The organism is Lysinibacillus sp. FSL K6-0232 (genome assembly GCF_038008325.1).
In the GTDB taxonomy this organism is placed as follows: domain Bacteria; phylum Bacillota; class Bacilli; order Bacillales_A; family Planococcaceae; genus Lysinibacillus.
The window spans coordinates 1,599,927-1,622,100 of the sequence record NZ_JBBOYW010000001.1 but is presented as its reverse complement, the minus strand read 5'-3'; the positions used below and the strand labels follow the sequence as shown (position 1 = coordinate 1,622,100).

The 22,174-nt window shown below is 39.7% G+C and carries 22 protein-coding genes; 9 read left to right on the top strand and 13 right to left on the bottom strand.

Features of this window, described 5'->3' with window-relative positions:
* Positions 1–48: 48 nt before the first annotated feature.
* Entirely contained in the window at positions 49–363 is a 315-nt protein-coding gene (locus tag MHB42_RS07790) for a DUF2812 domain-containing protein (protein WP_340805372.1), read from the bottom strand.
* A gap of 1 nt (position 364) precedes the next feature.
* A complete protein-coding gene (locus tag MHB42_RS07785) occupies positions 365–679 on the bottom strand; it encodes a PadR family transcriptional regulator (protein WP_340805371.1) in 315 nt (104 codons plus the stop codon).
* A gap of 161 nt (positions 680–840) precedes the next feature.
* On the opposite strand from MHB42_RS07785, the gene MHB42_RS07780 reads away from it, so the two are divergent.
* On the top strand, positions 841–1,440 hold the full coding sequence (locus MHB42_RS07780; RefSeq protein ID WP_445299974.1) for a TetR/AcrR family transcriptional regulator: 600 nt from the start codon (positions 841–843) through the stop codon (positions 1,438–1,440).
* Positions 1,441–1,499: 59 nt separating this feature from the next.
* On the top strand, positions 1,500–2,672 hold the full coding sequence (locus MHB42_RS07775; RefSeq protein WP_340805369.1) for a YhgE/Pip domain-containing protein: 1,173 nt from the start codon (positions 1,500–1,502) through the stop codon (positions 2,670–2,672).
* Between the two features lie 96 nt (positions 2,673–2,768).
* Here MHB42_RS07775 and MHB42_RS07770 read toward each other — a convergent pair whose 3' ends face one another.
* On the bottom strand, positions 2,769–3,344 hold the full coding sequence (locus tag MHB42_RS07770) for a TetR/AcrR family transcriptional regulator (protein WP_340808557.1): 576 nt from the start codon (positions 3,342–3,344) through the stop codon (positions 2,769–2,771).
* A gap of 145 nt (positions 3,345–3,489) precedes the next feature.
* Between MHB42_RS07770 and MHB42_RS07765 the strand changes: the two genes are divergently transcribed.
* The gene (locus tag MHB42_RS07765; RefSeq protein ID WP_340805368.1) at positions 3,490–4,248 is read left to right on the top strand and encodes an SDR family oxidoreductase; all 759 of its coding nucleotides are present in this window, start codon (positions 3,490–3,492) and stop codon (positions 4,246–4,248) included.
* 91 nt (positions 4,249–4,339) lie between these two features.
* Here the strand turns inward: MHB42_RS07765 and brnQ are convergent, their stop codons facing one another.
* Together brnQ and MHB42_RS07755 are read right to left on the bottom strand one after the other, a co-directional pair.
* Entirely contained in the window at positions 4,340–5,689 is a 1,350-nt protein-coding gene (gene brnQ, locus MHB42_RS07760) for a branched-chain amino acid transport system II carrier protein (protein ID WP_340805367.1), read from the bottom strand.
* A 204-nt stretch (positions 5,690–5,893) separates the two neighbouring features.
* Complete coding sequence (locus tag MHB42_RS07755; protein WP_340805366.1) at positions 5,894–6,646, bottom strand: alpha/beta hydrolase; 753 nt, start codon at positions 6,644–6,646, stop codon at positions 5,894–5,896.
* Positions 6,647–6,929: 283 nt separating this feature from the next.
* Here MHB42_RS07755 and MHB42_RS07750 point away from each other — a divergent pair, with 283 nt between their 5' ends.
* Entirely contained in the window at positions 6,930–7,823 is an 894-nt protein-coding gene (locus MHB42_RS07750; protein WP_340805365.1) for a LysR family transcriptional regulator, read from the top strand.
* A 38-nt stretch (positions 7,824–7,861) separates the two neighbouring features.
* Here MHB42_RS07750 and MHB42_RS07745 read toward each other — a convergent pair whose 3' ends face one another.
* Together MHB42_RS07745 and MHB42_RS07740 are read right to left on the bottom strand one after the other, a co-directional pair.
* Positions 7,862–8,659, bottom strand: coding sequence for a DUF1835 domain-containing protein (locus MHB42_RS07745; protein ID WP_340805364.1), 798 nt, complete (start codon positions 8,657–8,659; stop codon positions 7,862–7,864).
* Positions 8,660–8,671: 12 nt separating this feature from the next.
* Entirely contained in the window at positions 8,672–9,295 is a 624-nt protein-coding gene (locus MHB42_RS07740; RefSeq protein WP_340805363.1) for a LysE family translocator, read from the bottom strand.
* 220 nt (positions 9,296–9,515) lie between these two features.
* Here MHB42_RS07740 and MHB42_RS07735 point away from each other — a divergent pair, with 220 nt between their 5' ends.
* The 5 genes from MHB42_RS07735 to MHB42_RS07715 all read left to right on the top strand — a co-directional run bounded on the left by MHB42_RS07735 (position 9,516) and on the right by MHB42_RS07715 (position 14,135).
* Positions 9,516–9,902 (top strand): sodium:proton antiporter, encoded by a 387-nt coding sequence (locus MHB42_RS07735; protein WP_340805362.1) that lies wholly within the window; start codon positions 9,516–9,518, stop codon positions 9,900–9,902.
* A gap of 479 nt (positions 9,903–10,381) precedes the next feature.
* Positions 10,382–11,476 (top strand): glutamate 5-kinase, encoded by a 1,095-nt coding sequence (gene proB, locus MHB42_RS07730; protein WP_340805361.1) that lies wholly within the window; start codon positions 10,382–10,384, stop codon positions 11,474–11,476.
* A gap of 12 nt (positions 11,477–11,488) precedes the next feature.
* Positions 11,489–12,739, top strand: a complete 1,251-nt coding sequence (locus tag MHB42_RS07725) for a glutamate-5-semialdehyde dehydrogenase (protein ID WP_340805360.1) — start codon at positions 11,489–11,491, stop codon at positions 12,737–12,739.
* 27 nt (positions 12,740–12,766) lie between these two features.
* Positions 12,767–13,645, top strand: coding sequence for a DMT family transporter (locus MHB42_RS07720; protein WP_340805359.1), 879 nt, complete (start codon positions 12,767–12,769; stop codon positions 13,643–13,645).
* Positions 13,646–13,739: 94 nt separating this feature from the next.
* On the top strand, positions 13,740–14,135 hold the full coding sequence (locus MHB42_RS07715) for an RDD family protein (RefSeq protein WP_340805358.1): 396 nt from the start codon (positions 13,740–13,742) through the stop codon (positions 14,133–14,135).
* Positions 14,136–14,196: 61 nt separating this feature from the next.
* On the opposite strand, the gene MHB42_RS07710 is transcribed toward MHB42_RS07715, so the two are convergent.
* The 6 genes from MHB42_RS07710 to MHB42_RS07685 all read right to left on the bottom strand — a co-directional run bounded on the left by MHB42_RS07710 (position 14,197) and on the right by MHB42_RS07685 (position 22,057).
* Positions 14,197–14,628: a GNAT family N-acetyltransferase gene (locus MHB42_RS07710; protein ID WP_340805357.1), complete on the bottom strand. Its 432-nt coding sequence runs from the start codon at positions 14,626–14,628 to the stop codon at positions 14,197–14,199.
* Positions 14,629–14,831: 203 nt separating this feature from the next.
* A complete protein-coding gene (locus MHB42_RS07705; RefSeq protein ID WP_340805356.1) occupies positions 14,832–15,959 on the bottom strand; it encodes a conserved virulence factor C family protein in 1,128 nt (375 codons plus the stop codon).
* Positions 15,960–15,971: 12 nt separating this feature from the next.
* Entirely contained in the window at positions 15,972–17,858 is a 1,887-nt protein-coding gene (locus tag MHB42_RS07700) for an ABC-F family ATP-binding cassette domain-containing protein (protein WP_340805355.1), read from the bottom strand.
* Between the two features lie 251 nt (positions 17,859–18,109).
* On the bottom strand, positions 18,110–18,724 hold the full coding sequence (locus MHB42_RS07695; protein WP_340805354.1) for an HD domain-containing protein: 615 nt from the start codon (positions 18,722–18,724) through the stop codon (positions 18,110–18,112).
* Positions 18,725–19,421: 697 nt separating this feature from the next.
* A complete protein-coding gene (locus MHB42_RS07690) occupies positions 19,422–20,465 on the bottom strand; it encodes an S-methyl thiohydantoin desulfurase domain-containing protein (RefSeq protein ID WP_340805353.1) in 1,044 nt (347 codons plus the stop codon).
* Positions 20,466–20,482: 17 nt separating this feature from the next.
* Entirely contained in the window at positions 20,483–22,057 is a 1,575-nt protein-coding gene (locus tag MHB42_RS07685; protein WP_340805352.1) for an OPT/YSL family transporter, read from the bottom strand.
* Positions 22,058–22,174: the final 117 nt, after the last annotated feature.

Genomic DNA, 22,174 nt, shown 5'->3' with positions numbered 1-22,174 from the left:
TATACAGGAAAACGAAGAAAAAGAGTGTAAGTCTAAAAGTTAATCACCTTATATATAGTTCAATTTCGAATGATTATCTGATAGTAATTCAAACGATCCCTCTACTGCTTTTTTTCGATAATACGCCCATGCACCATTTTTCGTGACATACTCAATATGCATCGATGTCAAAAACTCAAAATAATCCTTTGATTTCCCTAAAATCAGCTCATTGCGATAGATGTATTCCCCTGGCTGACCTTGCTCAAAAATAAAATAGCCGATCAACGCCTTTTTTAAATGCCAGCCCTGAGCAGCCATGTCATTAATCCATTGCTCTTCTTTTTCATAGTCAATAAAAAAGCGATACACCCGTTTGTTCACTTTATTCTGCTCCCTTCGTTATACGGATACCATTATCAAAAAGTTCCCTTAATCGTAAAATTTCATATTCCACCACTGTTTTGCCAGCTTCAGTAATCAAATACTCCTTCTTTCTGCCATCTCCACCAAGCGCCTCAATCCAGCCTCGGTCCTGTAAGGTTTTAATCGCGCCATAAATGGTCCCTGCGCCCAAGCGGACACGACCATTGCTAATTTCCTCCACAAATTGCATAATGCCATAGCCATGCCTTGCCTTATACAAAGCTAATAAAATATAATAAACGCCCTCTGTTAATGGCGGATGCTCCTGTGTCATACAATCCCTCCTTTATATCGCCTAGCAATATATCACCAGTCGATATATCCAAAATATATCAGCACTCGATATAGTTGTCAATGCTCTTACTGTTAAAAGTTTAACCATAATTTATATTGCACATAATAATGCACTATGTTAGCATGTAAGTAATTACTTGCATGAAAGGAAGTATATACTTGGCAACAAAGGGAACCGCAGAAAGAATCATTGAAGCAGCGTTACAATTGGTTAGTGAAAAAGGCTATACAGCTGCAACAACCAAATCCATTGCAGAATTAGCAGGTGTCAATGAGGTCACTCTTTTCCGACATTTTGGCAATAAGCGTGGTTTATTAAAAGCCATTATTGAGCAATTTTCTTATTATCCTCTTTTACAGCAGGAGATTAATCAAAATGTAACATGGGAATTAGAAAAGGATTTATTAAATTTCTCATTGAAGCATTTTCAGTTTTTAATGTCGATTAAAGATTTTGTCATGATCGGCTTTAAGGAGTCTATCCAGTTTCCTGAAATTAGTGAAGAAATTGCGAATATTCCCCTTCTTATTAAAAAGGAGCTTATTCACTACTTTCAAGAAATGCATCAGCGAGGGAAAATAAGAGAAGTTGATTTTGAAGCAGCAGCGTTATCGCTAATTGCCCTTAATTTTGGTCATTTTATGTCACGTGCACGACTTGGAACGATTGTATCTAACATTCCGACTGAAGAGCTTCTACAAACAAGTGTAGCTATTTTTTCTAGGGGACTCGTTTCCTAGAAAAAATTTTTCTTACAAATGCAAGTAAGTACTTACTTAAATTTAGGAGGGATATCTAAATGAGCGGTTTACAGGCATTATTACGTGTTCGTGAAACCTATATTGGCATTGTCGCTACCATTGCCTTTCAATTAATCTTCTTTTCAATCTGGATGACAGCTTATGATGGTGTCGATGAAAGAGTTGGACAATTAACAATTGGCTTTGTTTCAGAAGATGCTGAATTAGATCAGCAAGTAGCAAAGAATATGAAAAGTGCCATTCCATTTTCAATAGAGGACTATTCATCAATGGCTCAAGCAGAACGAGCATTAAACGCCAGACAAATTAATATGATTGTGCAAATTCCAGACGATTTTACGCATCATATCCAAGCTGGAAAAGAGGCTGAAATTATTTATGCTATTAATCAGGCAAATGCCAGTGTAGCGAAAAATATCATGGAGAATGCCGCAAAGCAGATAACAGAAGAGCTAAATCATACGCTCTATCCATTACAGCAAAATCAAGCAATAGAAGCCTTTTCACAGCAAATTGCACAGCTTCCTTTTGAGCAAAATACAGCACAACAAATTACTGCTTCTGTCAAAACGACTATGATGAATGTGAAAGCACACGCAGCAGATGAAACCATTCTTAAAACAAATAATGTGAAAGGATTTGCTGCAAACTTTATACCCCTCATGGTCATTATCTCTTCCTTTGTAGGTGCTATGGTGATGATTATGCAGCACCAGCAAGCCGCTCAAATTGTGCAAGCTAGCCTATCGAAGTGGCAATTATTCTTAGCAAGACAGTTACTGAATATTGCAGTAGCCTTTACCTTACCACTATTAACAATTAGCTTGATGCATCTTTTTGGGATTGCTAGTAACGAAAGCCTGCTATCTATTTATTGCTTTCAATCTGTGATGTTTTTAGCCTTCCTTTGCTTAGCGCAGGTTTTTGTTATTGCCTTTGGTAATCTGGGCATGGTTTTTAATATTTGTGCGCTCTCTCTCCAATTAGTTACATCAGGCGTTCTTGTTCCTAAAATAATGCTGTCTGAGGGCTATAAGCAAGTGGCAGCTATGCTACCTGCCACTTATGGAGCGGATGGCTATTACACGATTATATTTGGCGGAAGTGCCGATAATTTACTCCAAAATACGAGTGCCTTAGCCATCATTATTCTTATAACAATGGCAATCTCCACCACAGTAGTAGCACTAAAGCCAGCACCCGTTCAATAAACTAATAAGCGATGGATCCATGCACACATGGTCCATCGCATTTAATTGCTACTTTAGCTATTACTTTTGGGCGAGCTTTCCACCTCTTTTCTCATTCTATCCATCAGTCCCCATATTTTTTAAAATAGCTGCTAATTGTTGATTAAGAAAGCTTATGCTATCGCTGAAATCACTACGATACCATTGAATAATAAGCCCAATAATGGCATTTGCCTGATAAGCACTGTAATAATCAACGGCAATATCCTCTACCAGATGGTGCTGTGCTGTTATATCGCGCTTTAACAGCGCATAAATACCATCAAATAGCATGTAATAGTAAGTTAATGGCACATTTTTAGAAAATACGATACGATAAAACATTTTAAAGCGCTCAATATGATGGAAAATACGAATGGTAGTGGGGTCTAATTGATTGGTATCCAGCGTCGCAACAGCACGATAAGGTTCTTCATAGCATTGATATAAATCCTCCATAATTTCCTGAAAATACTCTTCAAAAAGCCCCTCTTTTTGCTCGTAATGTAAATAGAAGGTTCCTCGATTTACCTTCGCCTCCCTGCATATTTCAGCAATAGAGATTTGCTCCAATGGCTTTTGGCTAAGTAAGGTCAATAAAGCAGCATGCAAGGCTTGCTTTGTTTTAATCACACGTAAATCCGTTGTACGCATTTTTTTCAGCTCCCTATTCAACAGTTTTTCCAAAAAGCGTTGATTACTCAACATATCGAGAAATTCTGCATATTGAAATCGCTTTCAGCTTTATTATATGATTTTAATGAACAGATGTTCAATATCTAACTAGGAGGTCTTTGAGATGAGATTAGCAGGAAAAGTAGCTATTGTGACAGGTGCGGCTTCAGGAATGGGCAAAGCCATTGCGGAAGGGTATGCTAAAGAAGGTGCTAAGGTTGTTGTATCGGACTTAAATTTAGAGGGTGCTCAAGCAGTTGTAGAAGGTATTGAAGCGGCTGGAGGAGCAGCATTTGCGATTCAAACAAATGTCGCATCAACAGAAGACTTACAACGTTTATTTGATGAAACAAAAACGAACTATGGTCAATTAGATATATTAGTCAATAATGCAGGCATTATGGATGGTATGGAGCCAGTTGGTGAAATTTCTGATGAGCGCTGGGATAAAGTGTTTGCGGTGAATACAACGGCGGTTATGCGCGCCATGCGGATGGCTACAGACATTTTCCTCACGCAGGGGCATGGTGTTTTTGTGAATAATATTTCTGCTGGTGGCTTGTATGGTGCACGTGCAGGTGCTGCTTACACAGCCTCTAAGCATGCGGTTGTAGGGCTAACAAAAAATACAGCCTTTATGTATGCGGATAAAAATATTCGCTGCAACGGAATTGCACCGGGGGCAGTTATGACAAATATCGCCTCTACGATGACAAATATTAGTGAGGCAGGAGCTGCACGTCAGGCACTTGGTCTATCCCTTAATCCTCGTGCTGGGCAGCCAGAAGAAATTGCGCAATTAGCGATTTTCCTTGGCTCTGATGAAGCAAGCTTTGTCAACGGACAAGTGATCGCCATAGACGGTGGCTGGACAGCGTATTAAGGTATAACAATACACGCGGCTTACTATAAAATACCTGCGATACTGAAGCATTTACTCGCGCTTTATTATAAAATACACGCGCAGTATATGACTACTCTGCGCGTGTTTCTTTTTTCGCTGGGAATAAGCTGCCAATCGCTGCTCCAATTAGCGCTGGTAAAATCCAGCCTAAGCCAATATCATAGAAAGGCAATATTGTTGAATAGAGCTTTTCCACGGCATCTAGCATACCAAGCTGTGCTCCGGGCACACTGTCCACCAATGCTTTATAGCCGTCTATAAGGCTAATAAAAAATGTACACAGCATTGCGATGGCATACACTGTTTGCTTATTGTTAAAGAACGAGGAGCTTAAAGCAAGCAAAATTAATACGATTGCTAACGGATATAAAAACATTAAGACAGGAATCGCAAATTGAATAATATTGTTTAAGCCAAAGTTCGCAATGGTAAAGGATACAAAGCATAATAAAAAGACAAACCATTTATAGCTAATTTTTGGAAACACCTCATGAAAGAACTCACTGCAGGAGGTAATTAAACCAATGCTTGTCTTTAAACAGGCAAGCACAATAATAAGCGCCAATAAAATAGCCCCAAATGAGCCGAAATAATGGTCAGCTACTGCGGCAAAAATTAAACCACCATTATCAAAAGTGCCTACTGCCTGAATGCTGGAAGCGCCCATATACGTAATCAAACCGTAAATTAGCATCATTAATGCCATCGCAAATATCCCTGATGTCCATGTCGCTTTAGCAATTGCCTTACGATCTGAAATACCTGCATTTTTAATAGCATGAATCACCACAATCCCAAAGGCAAGTGAGGCAAGGGCGTCCATCGTATTATAGCCCTCTTTAAAGCCTGTCATAAAGGCAGCATCCATATAATCACCCATCGGTTGCTGAAACTCCCCCATCGGCTTCACAATGCTTGTAATAATCAATATAAATAATACAATTAAAAAAGCAGGTGTTAAATATTTCCCAACATAATCCATAATTTTGGCTGGATTTAACGAGAAATAATAAACAACAACGAAAAATAACAAGCTAAATATAGCGAGTAGCCATGTTGCATGCTGTGCTTGAATATATGGTTCAAAGCCCACTACAAAAGGCACTGTTGCTGTACGTGGAATCGCAAAGAATGGGCCTATTGTTAAGTAAAGGGCTAATGAAAAGACAATGCCAAATACAGGATGAACACGGCTTGCTAAATCACGTAAGCCATTGCTGCCTGATAAGCCAATTGCTAAAATACCAAGGAATGGTAGCCCAATCGCTGTCACTAAAAAGCCAATTAAGCCAAACCAAAAATGAGTGCCTGCTAGTTGACCTAGCTGAATCGGAAAAATAAGATTGCCTGCTCCAAAATACAGTCCGAATAGCATTGTTCCAATGACTGCATACGTTGAAAAAGGTATTTTTTGTTGCATCTTAGATGTACTCCTTAGAAGTTTTTAATAATCACAAATTATTGTAAGCAAGTGATTTTTCTCTACAATTTCACTATAGTAGCAGGCATTTATTATAATTACAATAGTTTTTTTATTATCTTAATTTTAAGTAAAAATAGAAAAACTGAACGATTGAATGACTATTTCATCCTATCGCCCAGCTTTTCAATGGATTAAACCTTCTTAGTTTGCAACAGACCATTCCACATGGTCTAAAAATTTATAAACATCCTCGTACACTTTATCACGCTCTTTATCCAATGTGATAATATGTCCAGAGTTTTCATACCAAATAATTTCCTTGTCATCTGTGTCCACAGTATTTAAAATAAAAGGTGCGCTTTCTTGGTATAAATCATCGTCTAATGCACCTTGAAGCACTAATGTTGGTGCATGAATTTCTGATAATTCTTTACGTGTTTCCTCTGTTAAACGTGTCACACCATCTAATGAGTCCTTTGGTGAAATACGTAGCTCGTGCAACTCTGAAATAATTTGATCCTTTGATTTATTTTCAAAATGTTTATATAAACGAGCATAATGATATAAACGTGTAAATAAGCCTTTAGAGTTATCACGTGTAATCGGTGCACACATCGCAACACAAGCTTTTACCGGGAACTTCTCTGCCACTTTTAATGAGAATACCCCTCCAAGTGAAATCCCTACAACAGCGATTTCTTTGTAGCCTTTTTCTTGTAAAAATTTGTAACCTTTCACAGCATCGTTCCACCAGTCCTCTGGTTTTGTTTCTAATAATGCTTCAGGTTCTACACCATGTCCACTGTAAATAGGTGCATGTACAGTATACCCTCGCTTGGATAAAAATTCCCCTAGCTTTTTTACATCTTTTGTGCTACCTGTAAATCCATGCAGTAATAATACGGCTTTTTTGCCGCCTTCAATTGTTAAAGGTTCTGGTTTTGTCAACTTCATATTATGATATCCCCTTCGCGGAAATGTTAATTGTGTATTTTATGTGTCTATCTTACCATCCTTTATTCATAATGTATAATTTATAGTTTTTATCAAATCAATCCACCTTATGCATGAATGATGTGAGGTTAACAGCGCTACTATCATGCTTTCCATGCCTAAACTTTCCAAGCTGTTTGTAAAATGCTGCATTCTCTGAAAAAATTTTTACGCCCTATACTTCCTAGCGGTTTCTCGCTATAATGCAGTTAACCTGATTGCTATGGGGAAAAGAGGTGAAAAAATGGAGTGGCAGCAATTAGAATATTTTGTCACTGTTGCAAAACTAGAGCATATGACACGAGCTGCGGAAGCATTAGCGATTTCACAGCCTGCCCTCAGTCGTTCAATTTCTAAGCTAGAGGAAGAATTAGGTGTGCCGCTTTTCGACCGACAGGGACGTTCCATTATGCTCAATCGCTATGGTGAGCTATTTTTATATCGCGTACAGCGAATGCGTAAAGAATATGAAAAGGCTGTTTTAGAATTACAGGAGCTCAATAATCCAGAGTTTGGGGATGTGTCACTCGGTTTTTTACATACACTTGGGACGAGTATTGTACCAGACTTGATTCGTGCCTTTCGTCAAAAGCACCCCCGTATCCACTTTCACTTTACACAAAACTATTCACATTCACAGGTAAAGCAATTGCTCGCTGGTGAGCTAGACCTTTGTTTAATTGCGGCAATTGATACGGAGCCACCTGTTTGCTGGCAGGAGCTATGGCGTGATGAGCTTTTTATTATCGTGCCCATTGACCATCCAATGGCACATCGTAAAAGCATTAAAATGAAGGAATTGGAGCATGAAAATTTTATTTTAATGAAAAAGGGCTATGCATTGCGTCGTACTGCTGATCGTTTGCTGCAAGCAGCAGGCATTAAGCCGAATATTACTTATGAGGGTGATGAGGTTTCAACCATCGCTGGTTTTGTCGGTGCAGGTCTTGGTGTTTCACTATTGCCAGATGATGAGGACTTCAATCCGAAAAAAATTGTGAAAATTCATGTGGATGATATGATATGTGAACGTATTATTGGTATGGCTTGGGTGGATAACCGCTATTTATCACCATCTGCACGCCAATTCCAACAGTTTGTCTTTGATTTTTACGAACAAAAAAATGCCTCCTTATAAAAACAGGGCTGTGCAAAATTTTGCACAACCCTGTTCTACTATGCCTCCATATATTTTACACGGCAAGCATGAATATCCGTTAAATCTCCCTCCACCTGTAAAGAGCCTTGCTTATTTAACATCATAATACGATTTATTAAAAATTCCTCACTAATATAATCATGGAATGTATCATAGGCTGCACCAATTATATGCATAAGCTCAATCCATTCCTGCTGATGCTGTTGATGTAACTCCTGTACGGCGGATAACAGCATCGCATCCAGCGCATTTTCCTCCACATGGACAATCCCCTGATCCCATAGACGCAATGTGCTTGGATATCTCTTTAGCTCCTCCCATTCCTTGGCAAGACGCTGACACATTGGAATCGAAAAGCGCTTGGCATCAGCGCGAAGCCTCATCAGCATCTCAGATGATAGCTCACCTGTATAACGAATATCTGTATTTGCTTGTAGACGCTGCAAGCCCTCTGTGGCATCAACGCCATAGACCATATTGCATTTATTGACAAACTCGCTTATCACATAGCGCAATCCGATTTGTTCATGGGCATTTTGGCTATACCAAATCCATACATCTACATCACATGGCACATTCGCAATTTTTTTCTGCCAGTTTGCATAAAGATCATCATATAGCTGCTGGTCCTCCTGCTCTCTAAAAATATGGGAAGCTAACCAGCTTTTGCGTTCTTCCATGTTTTCAAGCGGACCAATCGAGAAAATATCATGAATATTTAAAACTGCTTCACTGCGCTGTAAATGATGTTGACGTATGGCAAGCTTCATGGAGCCCTGAGTCGCTAAGCTTAAGGTAATATGTAAAATAGCCATCTCTATTCCCCCCTACTGTTTACTTAATGCAATTTGTATACCGATAAATGTAAATAACATACCTTGCACAATATTTAAGCGTTTTGCTATTGTTGGCTTACCAATAATAACTTGTCGTACTTTACCCGCAAATATACTAAACAATGAAAATAATATAAGTGCCTGCACTAAAAATACAATACCCAATAATAGCATCTGCCAAGCCACATGCCCCTGTGACGGATCGACAAACTGTGGCAAGAGCGCTAAGAAAAATAACGATACCTTTGGATTTAATATATTCATGAAAATGCCTTTTTTATAGAGCTTCTTATAGGCTTGTATGCTTTGTTGTTGCAATGACAGGGCATCTTCCTTCGCGCGAAACGATTGCCAAGCTAAGTACAATAAGTACGCTGCTCCTGCGAACTTTACAATCGAAAAAATAACCGTGGATTGATACATCATGGCAGAAATACCAAGCACTGCTGCGCTAATATGAACAAGCAATCCCGTACAAAGCCCAAGTGATGTGGCAATACCAGCTATTTTATCCTGTGTAATGCTTTGAGCAAGGACAAATAAATTATCTGGCCCTGGCATTAGCGTTAAAATAATCGCAGCTCCTAAAAATGCGAATATTGTAGAGAGTTCCAATATGTTCCCTTCCTTCAACTTCTTTTACAAACTATTTACATTATACTACATGACATAGTTCTCATTTGCTGTAACTTTATGAATTTATCGAAAACTTTTCATACATTTTCGTGTCACAAATTTTTCTCGTTTCCGCAATACTTTTCTCGCCTAATCCCTTATACTTATATAGAAGAAACCCATATAACATCAAATTTCTGTGAACAAGGGGTGGTTGTGATTGGCAGTTAGCGATATTGTGACACGATACGAGGATGAGCATGGTCAGGTTTATTATAAGATGAAATCACATAATATTGAGGTAAAAGCAACACAAAATGCAGGTTTAGCCCCTGTTATTACCTATTGGATGGAGGGTCGGGAAATTACGGATTCCATTCGTGATTTACGCTTTAGTCCGCGCCCTCCAGATAGTTATATTCAAGATTATGAGGAATTTCAGGCAATGCTTTATACAAAAGAACAGCGTGCCATTAATCAGCTTTATGAACAAATGAGCATTAAACCGAAAAATATGTCTTCCGCTAAACAAGTTCTTTGGAGCTTCTTTGTGATGATATTAGCCATGCTACCACTTCTCATCGCCATTTGGTGGCTTCGATCCTAAAACCCTTCATTTTTTATCCCGTCTTAACAATCTTAGCGTAGCGTCAGATATAGCCTATAAAAAAATGATCGGTAAAGCTACTCATTAGCGAGGATGCCCTCACAAATTGAAGGTTTGCTTTATCAAAATTTTCAAGTAATTTTAGGAATGTATCTTGACAGACGAAGCGAAGTAGTGCATTCTTGAGTCAATAATACAAAACGAACGAAGACTAGTAGTAAGAAACGGCTTGACTAGAGAGCAATGTTCATCGGCTGCAAGGCATTGTACAAGAAAGACTTATGAACCTACTTCGTGTATCGTCCTAGCCAAACTAGGCGCAGTCTCCAGCGTTATGAGTAAAGTGGAATGTCTAATGATATTCAATGTAGGTGGTACCACGGAAAGCAGGTCTTTTCGTCCTAAATTTTAGGATGAAAAGGCTTTTTTATCTTTATTCTATGAAAAATGTGAAATAAACGGCAACTGGAGGTAGTGTCATGGAGAAAAAAAGAATTGTCGTGAAAATTGGTAGTAGCTCTTTAACCAATTCAAAAGGTGAAATCGATAAAGTCCGTTTAATGGATCATGTGCAGGCAATTGCCACATTAAAGCAGCAAGGACATGAAGTATTGCTTGTATCATCAGGTGCTGTCGCGGCGGGCTTTAAACAGCTTGGCTACCCTGCCCGTCCTGTCACAGTCAAGGGCAGGCAAGCGGCGGCGGCTGTTGGGCAAAGCTTGCTGCTACAAACATACAATGCCTTATTTAGCATTTACGATATTATCCCTGCTCAAATTTTACTAACACGCACGGATTTTTCAAAAAAGGAATGCTATAAAAATGCCTATGCTACGTTTGAAGAATTATTAGAGCGTTCCATGCTACCGATTATTAATGAAAACGACACAGTATCTATTAGCGAATTAACATTTGGTGATAATGATATGCTTTCGGCGCTTGTTAGCGGTCTTGTTCATGCAGATCAGCTTATTATTTTAACGGATGTTAATGGCCTGTATAATGCCAATCCTGCCAAAAACCCACAGGCTCGGCGTATTGACCGACTTACAGCCATTACGGAGGATATGCTTACCTTTACAGATGGAGCAGGCTCAAAGGTTGGAACAGGTGGGATGACTTCCAAGCTATTAGCAGCACGAGCAGCTTTACAGGCAGGTGTGAAAGTCTTTATTGGCACTGGACAAGGTGCTGATAAACTTGTAACAATTTTAGCAGGTCAGGGAGATGGCACATATATTGAGCATGATGAGCTAGCTGTCTTAACGAACCATAAACAATGGATTGCGCTTACGGAAGTATCTGGTAAAATCTTTATAGATAGTGGTGCTGAACAAGCATTATTAGTTAATGGCAAAAGCTTATTGCCTGCAGGTGTCTATCGTGTAGAGGGTGATTTTGTTAGTGGCGATGTAGTAGAGGTATATAGCGAAAATGGACTATTAGGGCGTGGTGAAGTGTTATATTCCTCACTAGAGCTAGCTTCAGCAATGGGCAAGCGAACAGATGCCCTGCCGAAATACCCAAGTGAGGTTATTCATCGCAATAAATGGCTGAAAATTCAAGCAAATTAAGGAGGAAATTTTATGACGAGTGAAATTCAAGAAAAAGGAAAGCGCGCAAAGGCAGCAAGCTATGTTTTAAACATTAAAACAACTAGTGAAAAAAATGAGGCATTGACAAAAATTGCCGAGCAATTATTAATTGATCAGCAAGCAATTATTGCTGAAAATGCCAAAGACCTAGCCAATGGTGAGGCACAGGGCATCCCTTCCTCTACATTAGATCGTATTATGCTGAATAGTGAGCGCATTACAGCGATGGCAGATGCTATTCACTTACTTGTAAAATTAGAGGATCCAGTAGGAACAGTTGTAGAGCGCATTGAAAAAGAGAATGGCTTACAAATTGAAAAGCGCAATGTACCGCTTGGTGTTATCGGCATGATTTATGAGGCACGCCCAAATGTAACCGTTGATGCAGCCACACTTGCTCTAAAGACAGGCAATGCTGTTATTTTACGTGGTAGCTCATCTGCTAAATGTTCAAATATTGCCCTTGTGGCAAGTATTCATCGGGCACTAGCTACAACAGCCATCCCTGCTGATGCGGTTCAGCTTATTGAGGATACAAGCCGTGAAACAGCGAAAGAATTATTTCATTTAAAGGACTATTTAGATGTATTAATTCCACGTGGCGGCAAGGCTCTGATTGATTTAGTGGTAAATGAGGCGACTGTTCCTGTACTTGAAACAGGTGCGGGCAACTGCCATATTTATGTGGATGAAATGGCGGATTACATAAAAGCTGAAAAGATTTGTTTAAATGCTAAAACACAGCGTCCTTCTGTTTGTAATGCAGCAGAAAGCTTACTGATTCACCCTGCTTGGTTTCAAACGTACGGCACTCAGCTACTAACAGCCCTTCAGCAAGCAGGTGTGACAATTATTGGCGATGAGGCTGTCTGTCAAGCATTTGAGGCTGCTCTTCCAGCGACAAAGGAGGACTATGCAACAGAATATCTTGACTTAACCATCAGTGTGAAGCTTGTTGAAAATGTTTATGAAGCCATTGAGCATATTCACCGCTATGGCACAAATCATTCGGAAGCCATTATAACGGAAGATCAATTAGTTGCCGATACATTTTTAAATAGTGTTGATGCAGCAGCCGTTTACCATAATGCCTCAACACGCTTTACAGATGGCTTTGAATTTGGCTATGGTGCAGAAATTGGCATTAGTACACAAAAGCTACATGCTCGAGGACCAATGGGCTTACCTGCCTTAACATCTACAAAATACTTTATTTATGGCAATGGGCAAATCCGCGAATAAGCAGGACATGCAGAAAGAAGGTTATGTATGAACATTTCAGCCATTCTTAAATTAACTGCATCCATGGCACTCTTTGGCTCCATTGGCTTTTTCACTGTTCATACAGGTATCCCTGCAACAGAACTTGTCTTTGTTAGATGCATTTGTGCCACCTTCTTTCTAGGAGGAATGTGGCTGCTAACAGGTGGGCATAAAACAGAGGTTTGGGACAAAAAGGAAGTTCTCCAGACGCTTATTTGTGGTGTCTTTCTTGTCTTAAACTGGGTATTTTTATTTAAAGCGTTTGAGGAAATGTCCATTTCCATTGCGATTTCTATTTATAATTTAGCACCTATTTTTGTCTTAATTTTAGGGGCATTTTTTTTAAAGGATAAGCTGACCATTCAGGCACTTGTAGCAACAGTAACATGCTTTATTGGTAGTATTTTTATTATCGGTGTGCATAACTTTGTGTCCTTCTCACAGTTTATGCAGTCGGGCTTTATTTGGGCATTATTATCAGCCATTTTTTATGCCCTGACAATGCTGACAAGCAAGACGATTGTCAAGCTTAGTGCCTATGCCTTAACATACTTGCAAACAATTGTTGGTATTGTGATATTATTGCCCTTTATTGATGTTGCATTATTTGAAGGCTTAACGACAACGAATTGGCTCTATATTTTAGGCACAGGCTTTATTCATACAGGCTTTGTTTACTATTTATTTTTTGATAGTATTCGCAGTCTTTCTACCATTCTTGTATCGGTATTAGTGTTTGTTGATCCTGTTGTGGCAATTCTGCTTGATATACTGCTGCTTGATTTTATGCCAAGCTTGCTACAAACAATCGGCATTCTGCTTATTTTTGGCGGTATTTTCTATACCATTTATATACCAAAGAAAAAACGGTCTTCTCAAGCTTAGCAATAAGAGGAATGCATTTATCGGCGCAAAATTTATAAGCCATACACAGAGCAGTTGCCAGTATCAATCTGCCATTTATTAAAGGAGGAAAGATATGAAATCTATTACGACAAAACGAACAGCCGCCTATATGATTGATGTAGCCATTTCCACAACGGTTACATTTGGCATTGAATACTTCCTACGAAAAAAGGTGAAAAATGAAGCTGTCCATGCACTTGTCACACCAACTGTTGTGATGTGGGCATTGGAATATGCACAGCTTCGCAACAAGGGGCAAACCATTGGCTATCAAGCAATGGGCCTAACGCTGGAAAGCGAGGATGGGCAGGCATTAACAAGCTCGCAAATTATTAAGCGCATGGCTTATCGAGATACTATTAGCACATTTGATTATCTAAAAAATCGACAAGCATTTGCTGAGCAAAATGGACAACGTCTGCCACATGACCGCATTGCAGGGACAATTGTTCAAGATCAATCATTATAAATAGTAAAAATCCGCCTCGCTTTCTGTTAATCAGTTCAGCTACGCGGATTTTTATTTTATATTACCAATATTTTTTCATTAAAATATGTGGGATATTACAATCCAAAAATTCTTCGCCTTCACTCTTATAGCCTAATTTTTCATAGAAGCCTTCTGCATGCGTTTGTGCCTCTAATTTTACTTTTGTTAAGCCCTTCTCCTGTGCGATTTGCTCTAGCCCTAGAATAATTTCCTTGCCAAGGCCATATTTGCGGAACTCCTCCAGTATACAAATACGCTCCAATTTGCCGAAGTCTTCCACTACTCGTAATCTACCTGCGCCAACGGGCTGCTCCTGATAGTACACAAGAATATGGTCACATGGGGCATCTAATGCATCAAAGCCATCTATTTCTTCTTCCTCTGGTACTTGTTGCTCTTCAATAAAAACTTTTCGGCGAATATCCAATGCTGTTTGTAGCTCTTCTGCTGTTGTTATTTTTTTCGTGCTCATTTGCGAGTCCTCCTTGTGTCAATCATCCTCTTTTTGAGATGCTATTATTAGTATAGAACGGTTTTTATTGCAATTACAATAAAAATATATTTTAGCTGGAGCGGAAATATCCTCTCTTTTGAGCGCTGTTCCTGATTTTTTGAGCGAAACACCCCACTTTTGAGCAAATCAAAAAGACCAGCATCGGCGGCTGGCCTTTTTAGTTATGACTGACGAGATTCTGTCATTTGCTTCCAAACAGAGCCTTTTGCTTCCTCGCCCTGTTCAATACGTGCAATCGCCATTTTGATTTGTAGCTTTACTTCAAATTCTTTATCATCTTCTGCTGCCTTTAATGCTGGTAAAGATTGCTCTGTGCCAACCTCATATAAATACATCGCTGCACGCCAGCGCACAAGCTTGTTTTTATCCTGTAGCGCTTGTTGCATCGCTGACTCAAATTCCACAAAGCCAAGATCACTCATACAGTCACCCGCTGTTCGACGCACGGCTGCACTTTTATCCTGTAGGGCTTTTTCTAAGTACGGCACAACGGCAACATCCTCAATCATCCCTAAATATACAGTAGCGAGTCGACGAATGGACATTTGCTCATCCTGCAGTGCTAAATCTAATAACGGTAAATCATCAAGCTCTGGATCAGCCATTTGATCTAATAGCTGGAAGCGCTTCTCCCATTCTGGCTGCATAAATTGCTCCACCGTCACCTTTTGCTTCTGCTGCTTAATCACTGCTTTTTCATCATCATTGTTAATGGCTGCTACAATTTCTGTTAAACGCTCTGCGGAATACGTAGCATCAATCTCCTGCTGTACAGCCTCTGCAATATCCTCAAGCTCGCCATAGCGCACACCATAGTCAATCCATTTACGTTGGAAAATATAGTTTTCATCAACGGCTGACTCAATAATTTGATTAAATGCAGTCACAAAGCGATCACCACAGCTCACACGGTGCTCTCGTTGATTATCAAAAACCTTTACCTGCAATGGTATTTGCTTATAAAATTGCACATGCACATAGACTTCCCCATAAAACTCATTGGCAACTTGTGTGTCATCCTGTGCTTGTACATCTTCTCCTAGCACTTGGCGAATGCTTGCTAAAATGCCTTCCCATGCATATTTAGCATTGCGCTCAACCGCAAAGAAATCCGCAACATGATAAACGCCCTTTACGCCTTCAATCGCTAAAATCGCTGCTGCTTCGCCAGTCGCTTCATCTTTGTTATCCTTTGTAAAGTTATAGCTTTTGCCAAACGGTAACTCTGTGTCCACAACAACCTTCATTGAATTAGGGCTTGGTGTTGGTTCAATTGTGATAATTTTCATCTTTATCGCTCCTTATCCATTGACAATTTCATCTAAATAAGACCATCTTTCAATTAAATGCTCATACTGTGCATTTAACGTATCCAGCTTCGCTGTTAGCTCCTGTAGCTTAGTAAAATCTGAGCCAGCCTGTGCAATGCCTTCCTCCGTTTCCATAATCGCTGTTTCTACTTTTTCAATATCCTCTGTAATCGTTTCCCATTCTTTTTGCTCTTTAAACGATAGCTTCTTCTTCTCTGATTTTGGCTTATCTGCCTTTACTTTGTCCACTTTTGGCGCTTCCACTTTAATAGTAGTTGCCTGTTCACGCTTTTCTAAATATTCACTGTAAAGATCAAGCGTTTCCTCAACATGCCCTTGCCCATCTAAAATCCATAGCTTTTTCGCAATACGATCTAGGAAAAAGCGATCATGGGAAATGGTAATCACAACGCCAGGGAAATGCTCAATAAAATCCTCCAGCACCCCTAATGTTTCAATATCTAAATCATTTGTTGGCTCATCCAGCAATAGCACATTTGGCTGTTCCATTAATAAGCGCAATAAATGCAGTCGCTTGCGCTCTCCGCCTGATAATTTGCCAATGGGTGTGCCATGTGTATGCAATGGGAATAAAAAGCGCTCTAGCATTTGCGCTGCTGAATAGCGCACGCCCTCTGCATCTGTAATATCATTGGAAGCCTCGCGTATATATTCAATCATACGTTCATTTTCATTCATTTTTGGCAATGTTTGCTTAAAGTGTGCCAGCTTTACCGTTGACCCAACAAGAATTTCACCTTGATCAGGTGTCAGCTCCCCTGCTAGCATATTTAATAAGGTTGATTTCCCTACACCATTTGCACCGATAATACCAATACGATCACCCTGCTGTAGTAAAAACGAGAAGTTTTCAACGATTTTTTGCTGTCCAAAAGCTTTCGAAATCTGCTCAGCCTCCAGCACCTTACGACCAAGGCGCGTTGTTGCAAGCCCCATGTCTAATGACACATCCTCTGTTTTACGCTCTAGGTTGTCCTCCAGCTTTTCAAAGCGTTGAATACGTGCCTTTTGCTTTGTTGAACGTGCCTTGGCACCACGACGAATCCATTTTAGCTCTGAGCGATAACGGTTGCGATCCTTTTGTGCAGAGGCAGCCTTCATTTCCTCACGAATTGCACGTGCCTCTAAATAGTCGCCATAATTCCCTGTATGACGATACAAGGTTTGATCTGCCAGCTCATAAATATGTGTTGCTAATTCATCTAAGAAATAACGATCATGGGTGATGAAAATAACAGCGCCTTTTAAGCGTAGCACCATTTCTTGGAGCCACTCTGTTGACTGTACATCTAAATGGTTGGTCGGCTCATCCAATAAATATAAATCAGCAGGCTCAATTAAGACTTTGGCTAAGGCTACTCGCTTTTGCTGACCACCTGATAGCGTTAGCACTTCCTTGTCGAATGTTTCGATGCCAAGCTTTGTCAATGCCGTTTTAGCAAGCGCATTCACATCCCATGCCTGCTCCTCATCCATACGCTGTTGCAAGCTAAATAACGCTTTTTGCAGACCTTCAGATGTTGGGTTTACTGCGAGTGCAGCAACGGTTTCTTCATATTGACGATTCAACTGTAAAATGGGCGAGTTCCCTGCAAACACTGCCTGTAAAACCGTTTCGCCAGCCTCAAATGTCGGCTCCTGCGGCAAATAGGCGATACGGTATTTATTTGGGTGATCCATTGTCATCGAATCCGCTTCAATGTCCCCCGCTAAAATGGATAACAGGGTCGATTTTCCCGTTCCATTAATGCCAATTAAGCCTGCTCGCTCTCCTTCATAAATCGTAAATTCAATATGTTGAAAAAGCGTTTTATCGCCAACCGTTTTTGTTAAGTTTTGTACAATTAAATGACTCATTCCACTATTCCATCTCTTTCATGTTAGGTATGTTGATGCCCACACGATTTTTATGTAGACGATTATTGCTATCCATTATTCATCATAACACCAATTGACAGGTAAACAAAGAGCAACACCCTACTTACCTCCTATAATAGAACGCTTGCTATGAGCGAGGCTTCACCCTAATCAGCTTTCTTACCAAAACCCTTAATATACTTTAGCTAAAAGCAAAAGGCATCGAGCAATTCAGCCGCGATGCCTTTTAGTTATTGACCAATTTCATGCTGTAGCTGTTGTAAAAAGCTTTCCATAAATTGATGGCGTTCAAGTGCCATTTGCTTGCCCTTTTCTGTCACCATTAAATCTTTCAGCAATAATAATTTCTCGTAAAAATGTGTTACAGACGCCGTATTTTTCTGACGGTATTCCTGCTCTGTCATATTCATACGTACTTCTTCACCCTTATCGTAAAGCTTGCGACCTTTTGCGCCGCCATATGCGAATGTACGAGCAATGCCAATGGCGCCAATTGCATCTAAGCGATCTGCATCTCGCACAATTTTCGCCTCCAATGAGGTTGCCGCTAGCTCATTGCCACCATTAAAGGAAACTTGTGCGATGCAATCTCGAATATGCTGCTTTTTTTCCTCACTAAGCGCCAGCTCTGCAATCAGCTTATCCTCTTGCTCTTTGCTATCGGTATATTTTTTATCGCTGACATCATGCAAAAGCACGGCAATTTTCACAACCTCAACATCTGCTGTAGGCTCTGTTTGTAAAATGGCTAAAGCATTTTGATAAACACGTTCAATATGCTGAAAATCATGACTAGCGTCAAATTGCGCATAGACTTCACGTACTCGATCCATTAACTGATTCATAGGCTACATTCATTCCTTTCCTATTTGATTATACGGTATTTTTAACAGTAGTCGGTCATCAAAAAAAATAAAAAAATTTTGCATATTTCAATTGACTAATTTTTCTGAATATTGTATTATAAATGTACAGAACAAATAATTTGTTCTGTGCCTCACAAATTTCTGTGATGTACAAGGCTATGTGTTCAACAAATATAAATTTCACTTCAGCGGGCATGCAATTGAATAGCTTGTGTTAAAGATGATATATGTATAGAAAATTAATTCATCTCAATCAATAAAAGTGAACACTTTCCCTTAAGATTTTTTTGTTAAACCCACATAGCAATATGTGCATACTGAAATATGTGAACAATAATTAGCTTGTTTGGACGACCAAAGGGCTTTCATCTAATGCAGCATTTGTGTAATCGTTTTTTCATGGATAGCTGTTACCTTCTTTGCATCAACAATTGAGCATATATGAACGTGGCTCCTTCTATTTATGAAAAATCCTGCACTATTTGTGCTAGCCATTACGTGAAAATGCCAGTAGAGTCGTGTAAGCAAAATAGATGATTCATATAAGCCAAAGGTAATAAAAGCTATAAAGGAAGTAGGAACAATTTTGATAAAATGTCTAACCCTCCCGCTGAAGGAACAATAAAAGCTGCCCATCTAACAGTTCAGTAGATGATGGCAGCTTTTATTATGCGCTTTATAAAATCTTGGCAATCACTGTATCAATTTCTCGTAGTAATGCTTGATTTTGCATTGTTGAGCTTAAGGTTAAATAACGCTGATCCACATGGATAACTGCTACATGCATCCCCTCTTTCACACTAGCGCTTGGCACTGGCAGCATATTATCTATATCAAATGTCATCATAAGGTCTGGGAATTTTGACTGTAGCTGTCCATCCTTCGTTAATGTCATATACTCATTCCAGAAGGTTAGCTCGTAATCACCAACCGCTAATTTACCAATATCAAAGCCATTGTCCTTCGTTAATGAATAATTTGTGACTTCACCTGATACAATGTGTACACCATTTAATTGCTGCACAACATTGGACAATCTCTCCTCAAATGTTCGTCCATTTAAAAAGCTATAGCCAAGCTCAATAGCCATTGTAATCGCATTTGGCGCACCATGTTGTCGCAAGTAGTCAATTGTTATAGGATTGCGTGTAACGGCAACGAGGCCGCCAGCTAAAATCGAAGCATGACGGACTGTTTTTGCCGTGTTTTGTAAATCCCCCTCCACAAAACCTTGCACTGCCAAATGATCCTTACCACCTGCATAAAATTGCAGTGATTGATAATGTTGTTGTTCATGAAGATTTAAGGAGCCCATAATACCTGTAGGATGTGCGCGTCCATTGCATGGAGCATCCACAACAGGCACATTTACTAAGACGGATTGCAGCCAGCCATTAATCGTTGTGATGGCTCCATTTTCATTTGTAATAATACCTTTTAAGCGTTGGTCCATATACGTGTTCATGCTTTGGTAGCTCCAGCAAAGCTGCTCATTGGAAATATATTGATCGGCTGCTGAAGGCGCGCCAACCATTGCTACACAAGCCACTAAATCTTTATGATCTAATTCCGTTATGTCAACTAATTGAGGCTCCCCAGCCGCAAAGATTTCCTTCACTAGCTTTAGTCCCTCCTCTAGCAGACCACCTCCGCCACCGCCAAGGATTGCACCTCCATAAACTGCTGCAATGCCATCGTTATAGGTTAATGCTTTGACCATTTAGTATACGCTCCTTTCTACTTCCCGATTTTCACAATAGAGGTAAAGAAGCTGTATAAGGCATCTCCAGCAATAACCCCTGCTGCAAATACAGTCATTTCAGATTCTTTCTTCCCTTTTGTCATAGATGTGAAAATAATACGTAGTACAATCCCCACTAATACAGCCCATCCAGCAATTGGGTTAACTAATAGTAAACCAGTTGCAAAAAGGATACCCATTTGACGTTTAGCACCACCAAGCAATTGAATCAATGCGCCTGGAATTGCCCAAATCATTAATTGCTTTGCTACATCGCCAGTAACACCTGATTGAATCGTTGCCGCATACACATGGTTGACAGGTGCTACTAAATCTTGTGCAAAATAAGATTTATAGGATAGTAATACAACAATTGCTGAAATGGCAAAGGCTAGCATACCTGCAATGAGCTGCTGTTTGCGCCCCTCTTTTTCTAATGCAGGATCACTACCATAACCACGTAAAATAAAGCCAGTTTTTAAGTCATAGCCCATATCCGCAAAGGCTACCCCTGTCGCTGCGCTATAGCCTGCTAATAGGGCAAGAGCTGGTGCTGGGAAGCCCAATAAAATACCAACAATCAGTGTAATAAATGCTACAGCAAATGCTGGGAACCAGCCTGCATGCATGGCCGCAATCCCAACAATAAGCTCATGCACAAATGCCGCAACCGCTGCAAATAATAGGAAGCCGAGCAACATCCCAAAGGACATATGAGAAATTAAACCACCTAACAAGGCGATTAATAAAGCAATCACTAAATAAGCAATAAACCCTACACCAAAGCCTTGGCGAATTTCTTTTTCATCCTTCGTATAGCTTACTTCCTCTACTTTTTTAGCAGCTCTTTTATTCAATAATGAAAACCCTACTTGGAACAATGCCACAACCCCAGCACCAACCATCATGCCATGTGGAATATAATACTCATTTAAATCAATATTAAATAATTGAACTGAATAGCCTCGCAGTAACAGACCAATACCAAACATTGTTAGTGCCCATATATTACCGATAAACGCTACACCAAAAGCTGACATCGGTATTTTTAAAATAGACCCTACAATACCAACTAAAACACCGCCAATTAATACTTTGGCATTTTTCCCACCTTTATCGCCCGCTTTAATTGCCTCAGCGGTAGCAATTCCCGGTGGCCATGTGCCTGCAGCTGGAAAAACCTTTGTATCAAAAAATTTATATAATAATAAAGCATCCACAAACATCGCTAAAACGACACCAATAAACAATGGTAATACTAAATTTTCATAGCCTAGCACATATGGAATTCCAATTGGCAGCATTAAACTACTTGCTGCACTAAATGTAGCTGCTGATATTGCCGTTTGCACAATATTTTGTCGATGTATAGATTTAAAGGCAATCAGCTTGCCAATTGGAATTCTCCCTAAAATCATCGCAAATATTGCCCCAACAATGGATGTATTCGCAGAAATCCCTAACGTTGTAATTAGCTGTATCCCAATAATTGCCCCAATTACAGAGGTGAAAACAATCATTAGTAATGTAACAGGCTCCAAAGCCCGAGGATGTAATACTTTATTATTCATAGTGTCAGCTCCCCTATTTGAAATATGTGATACACTGTGTTTCAAGCATATATTTCTCCCTTTGCATATCCACAAGAAATGGCATTATATCTTTCTTATTAGCACACTGACACTATA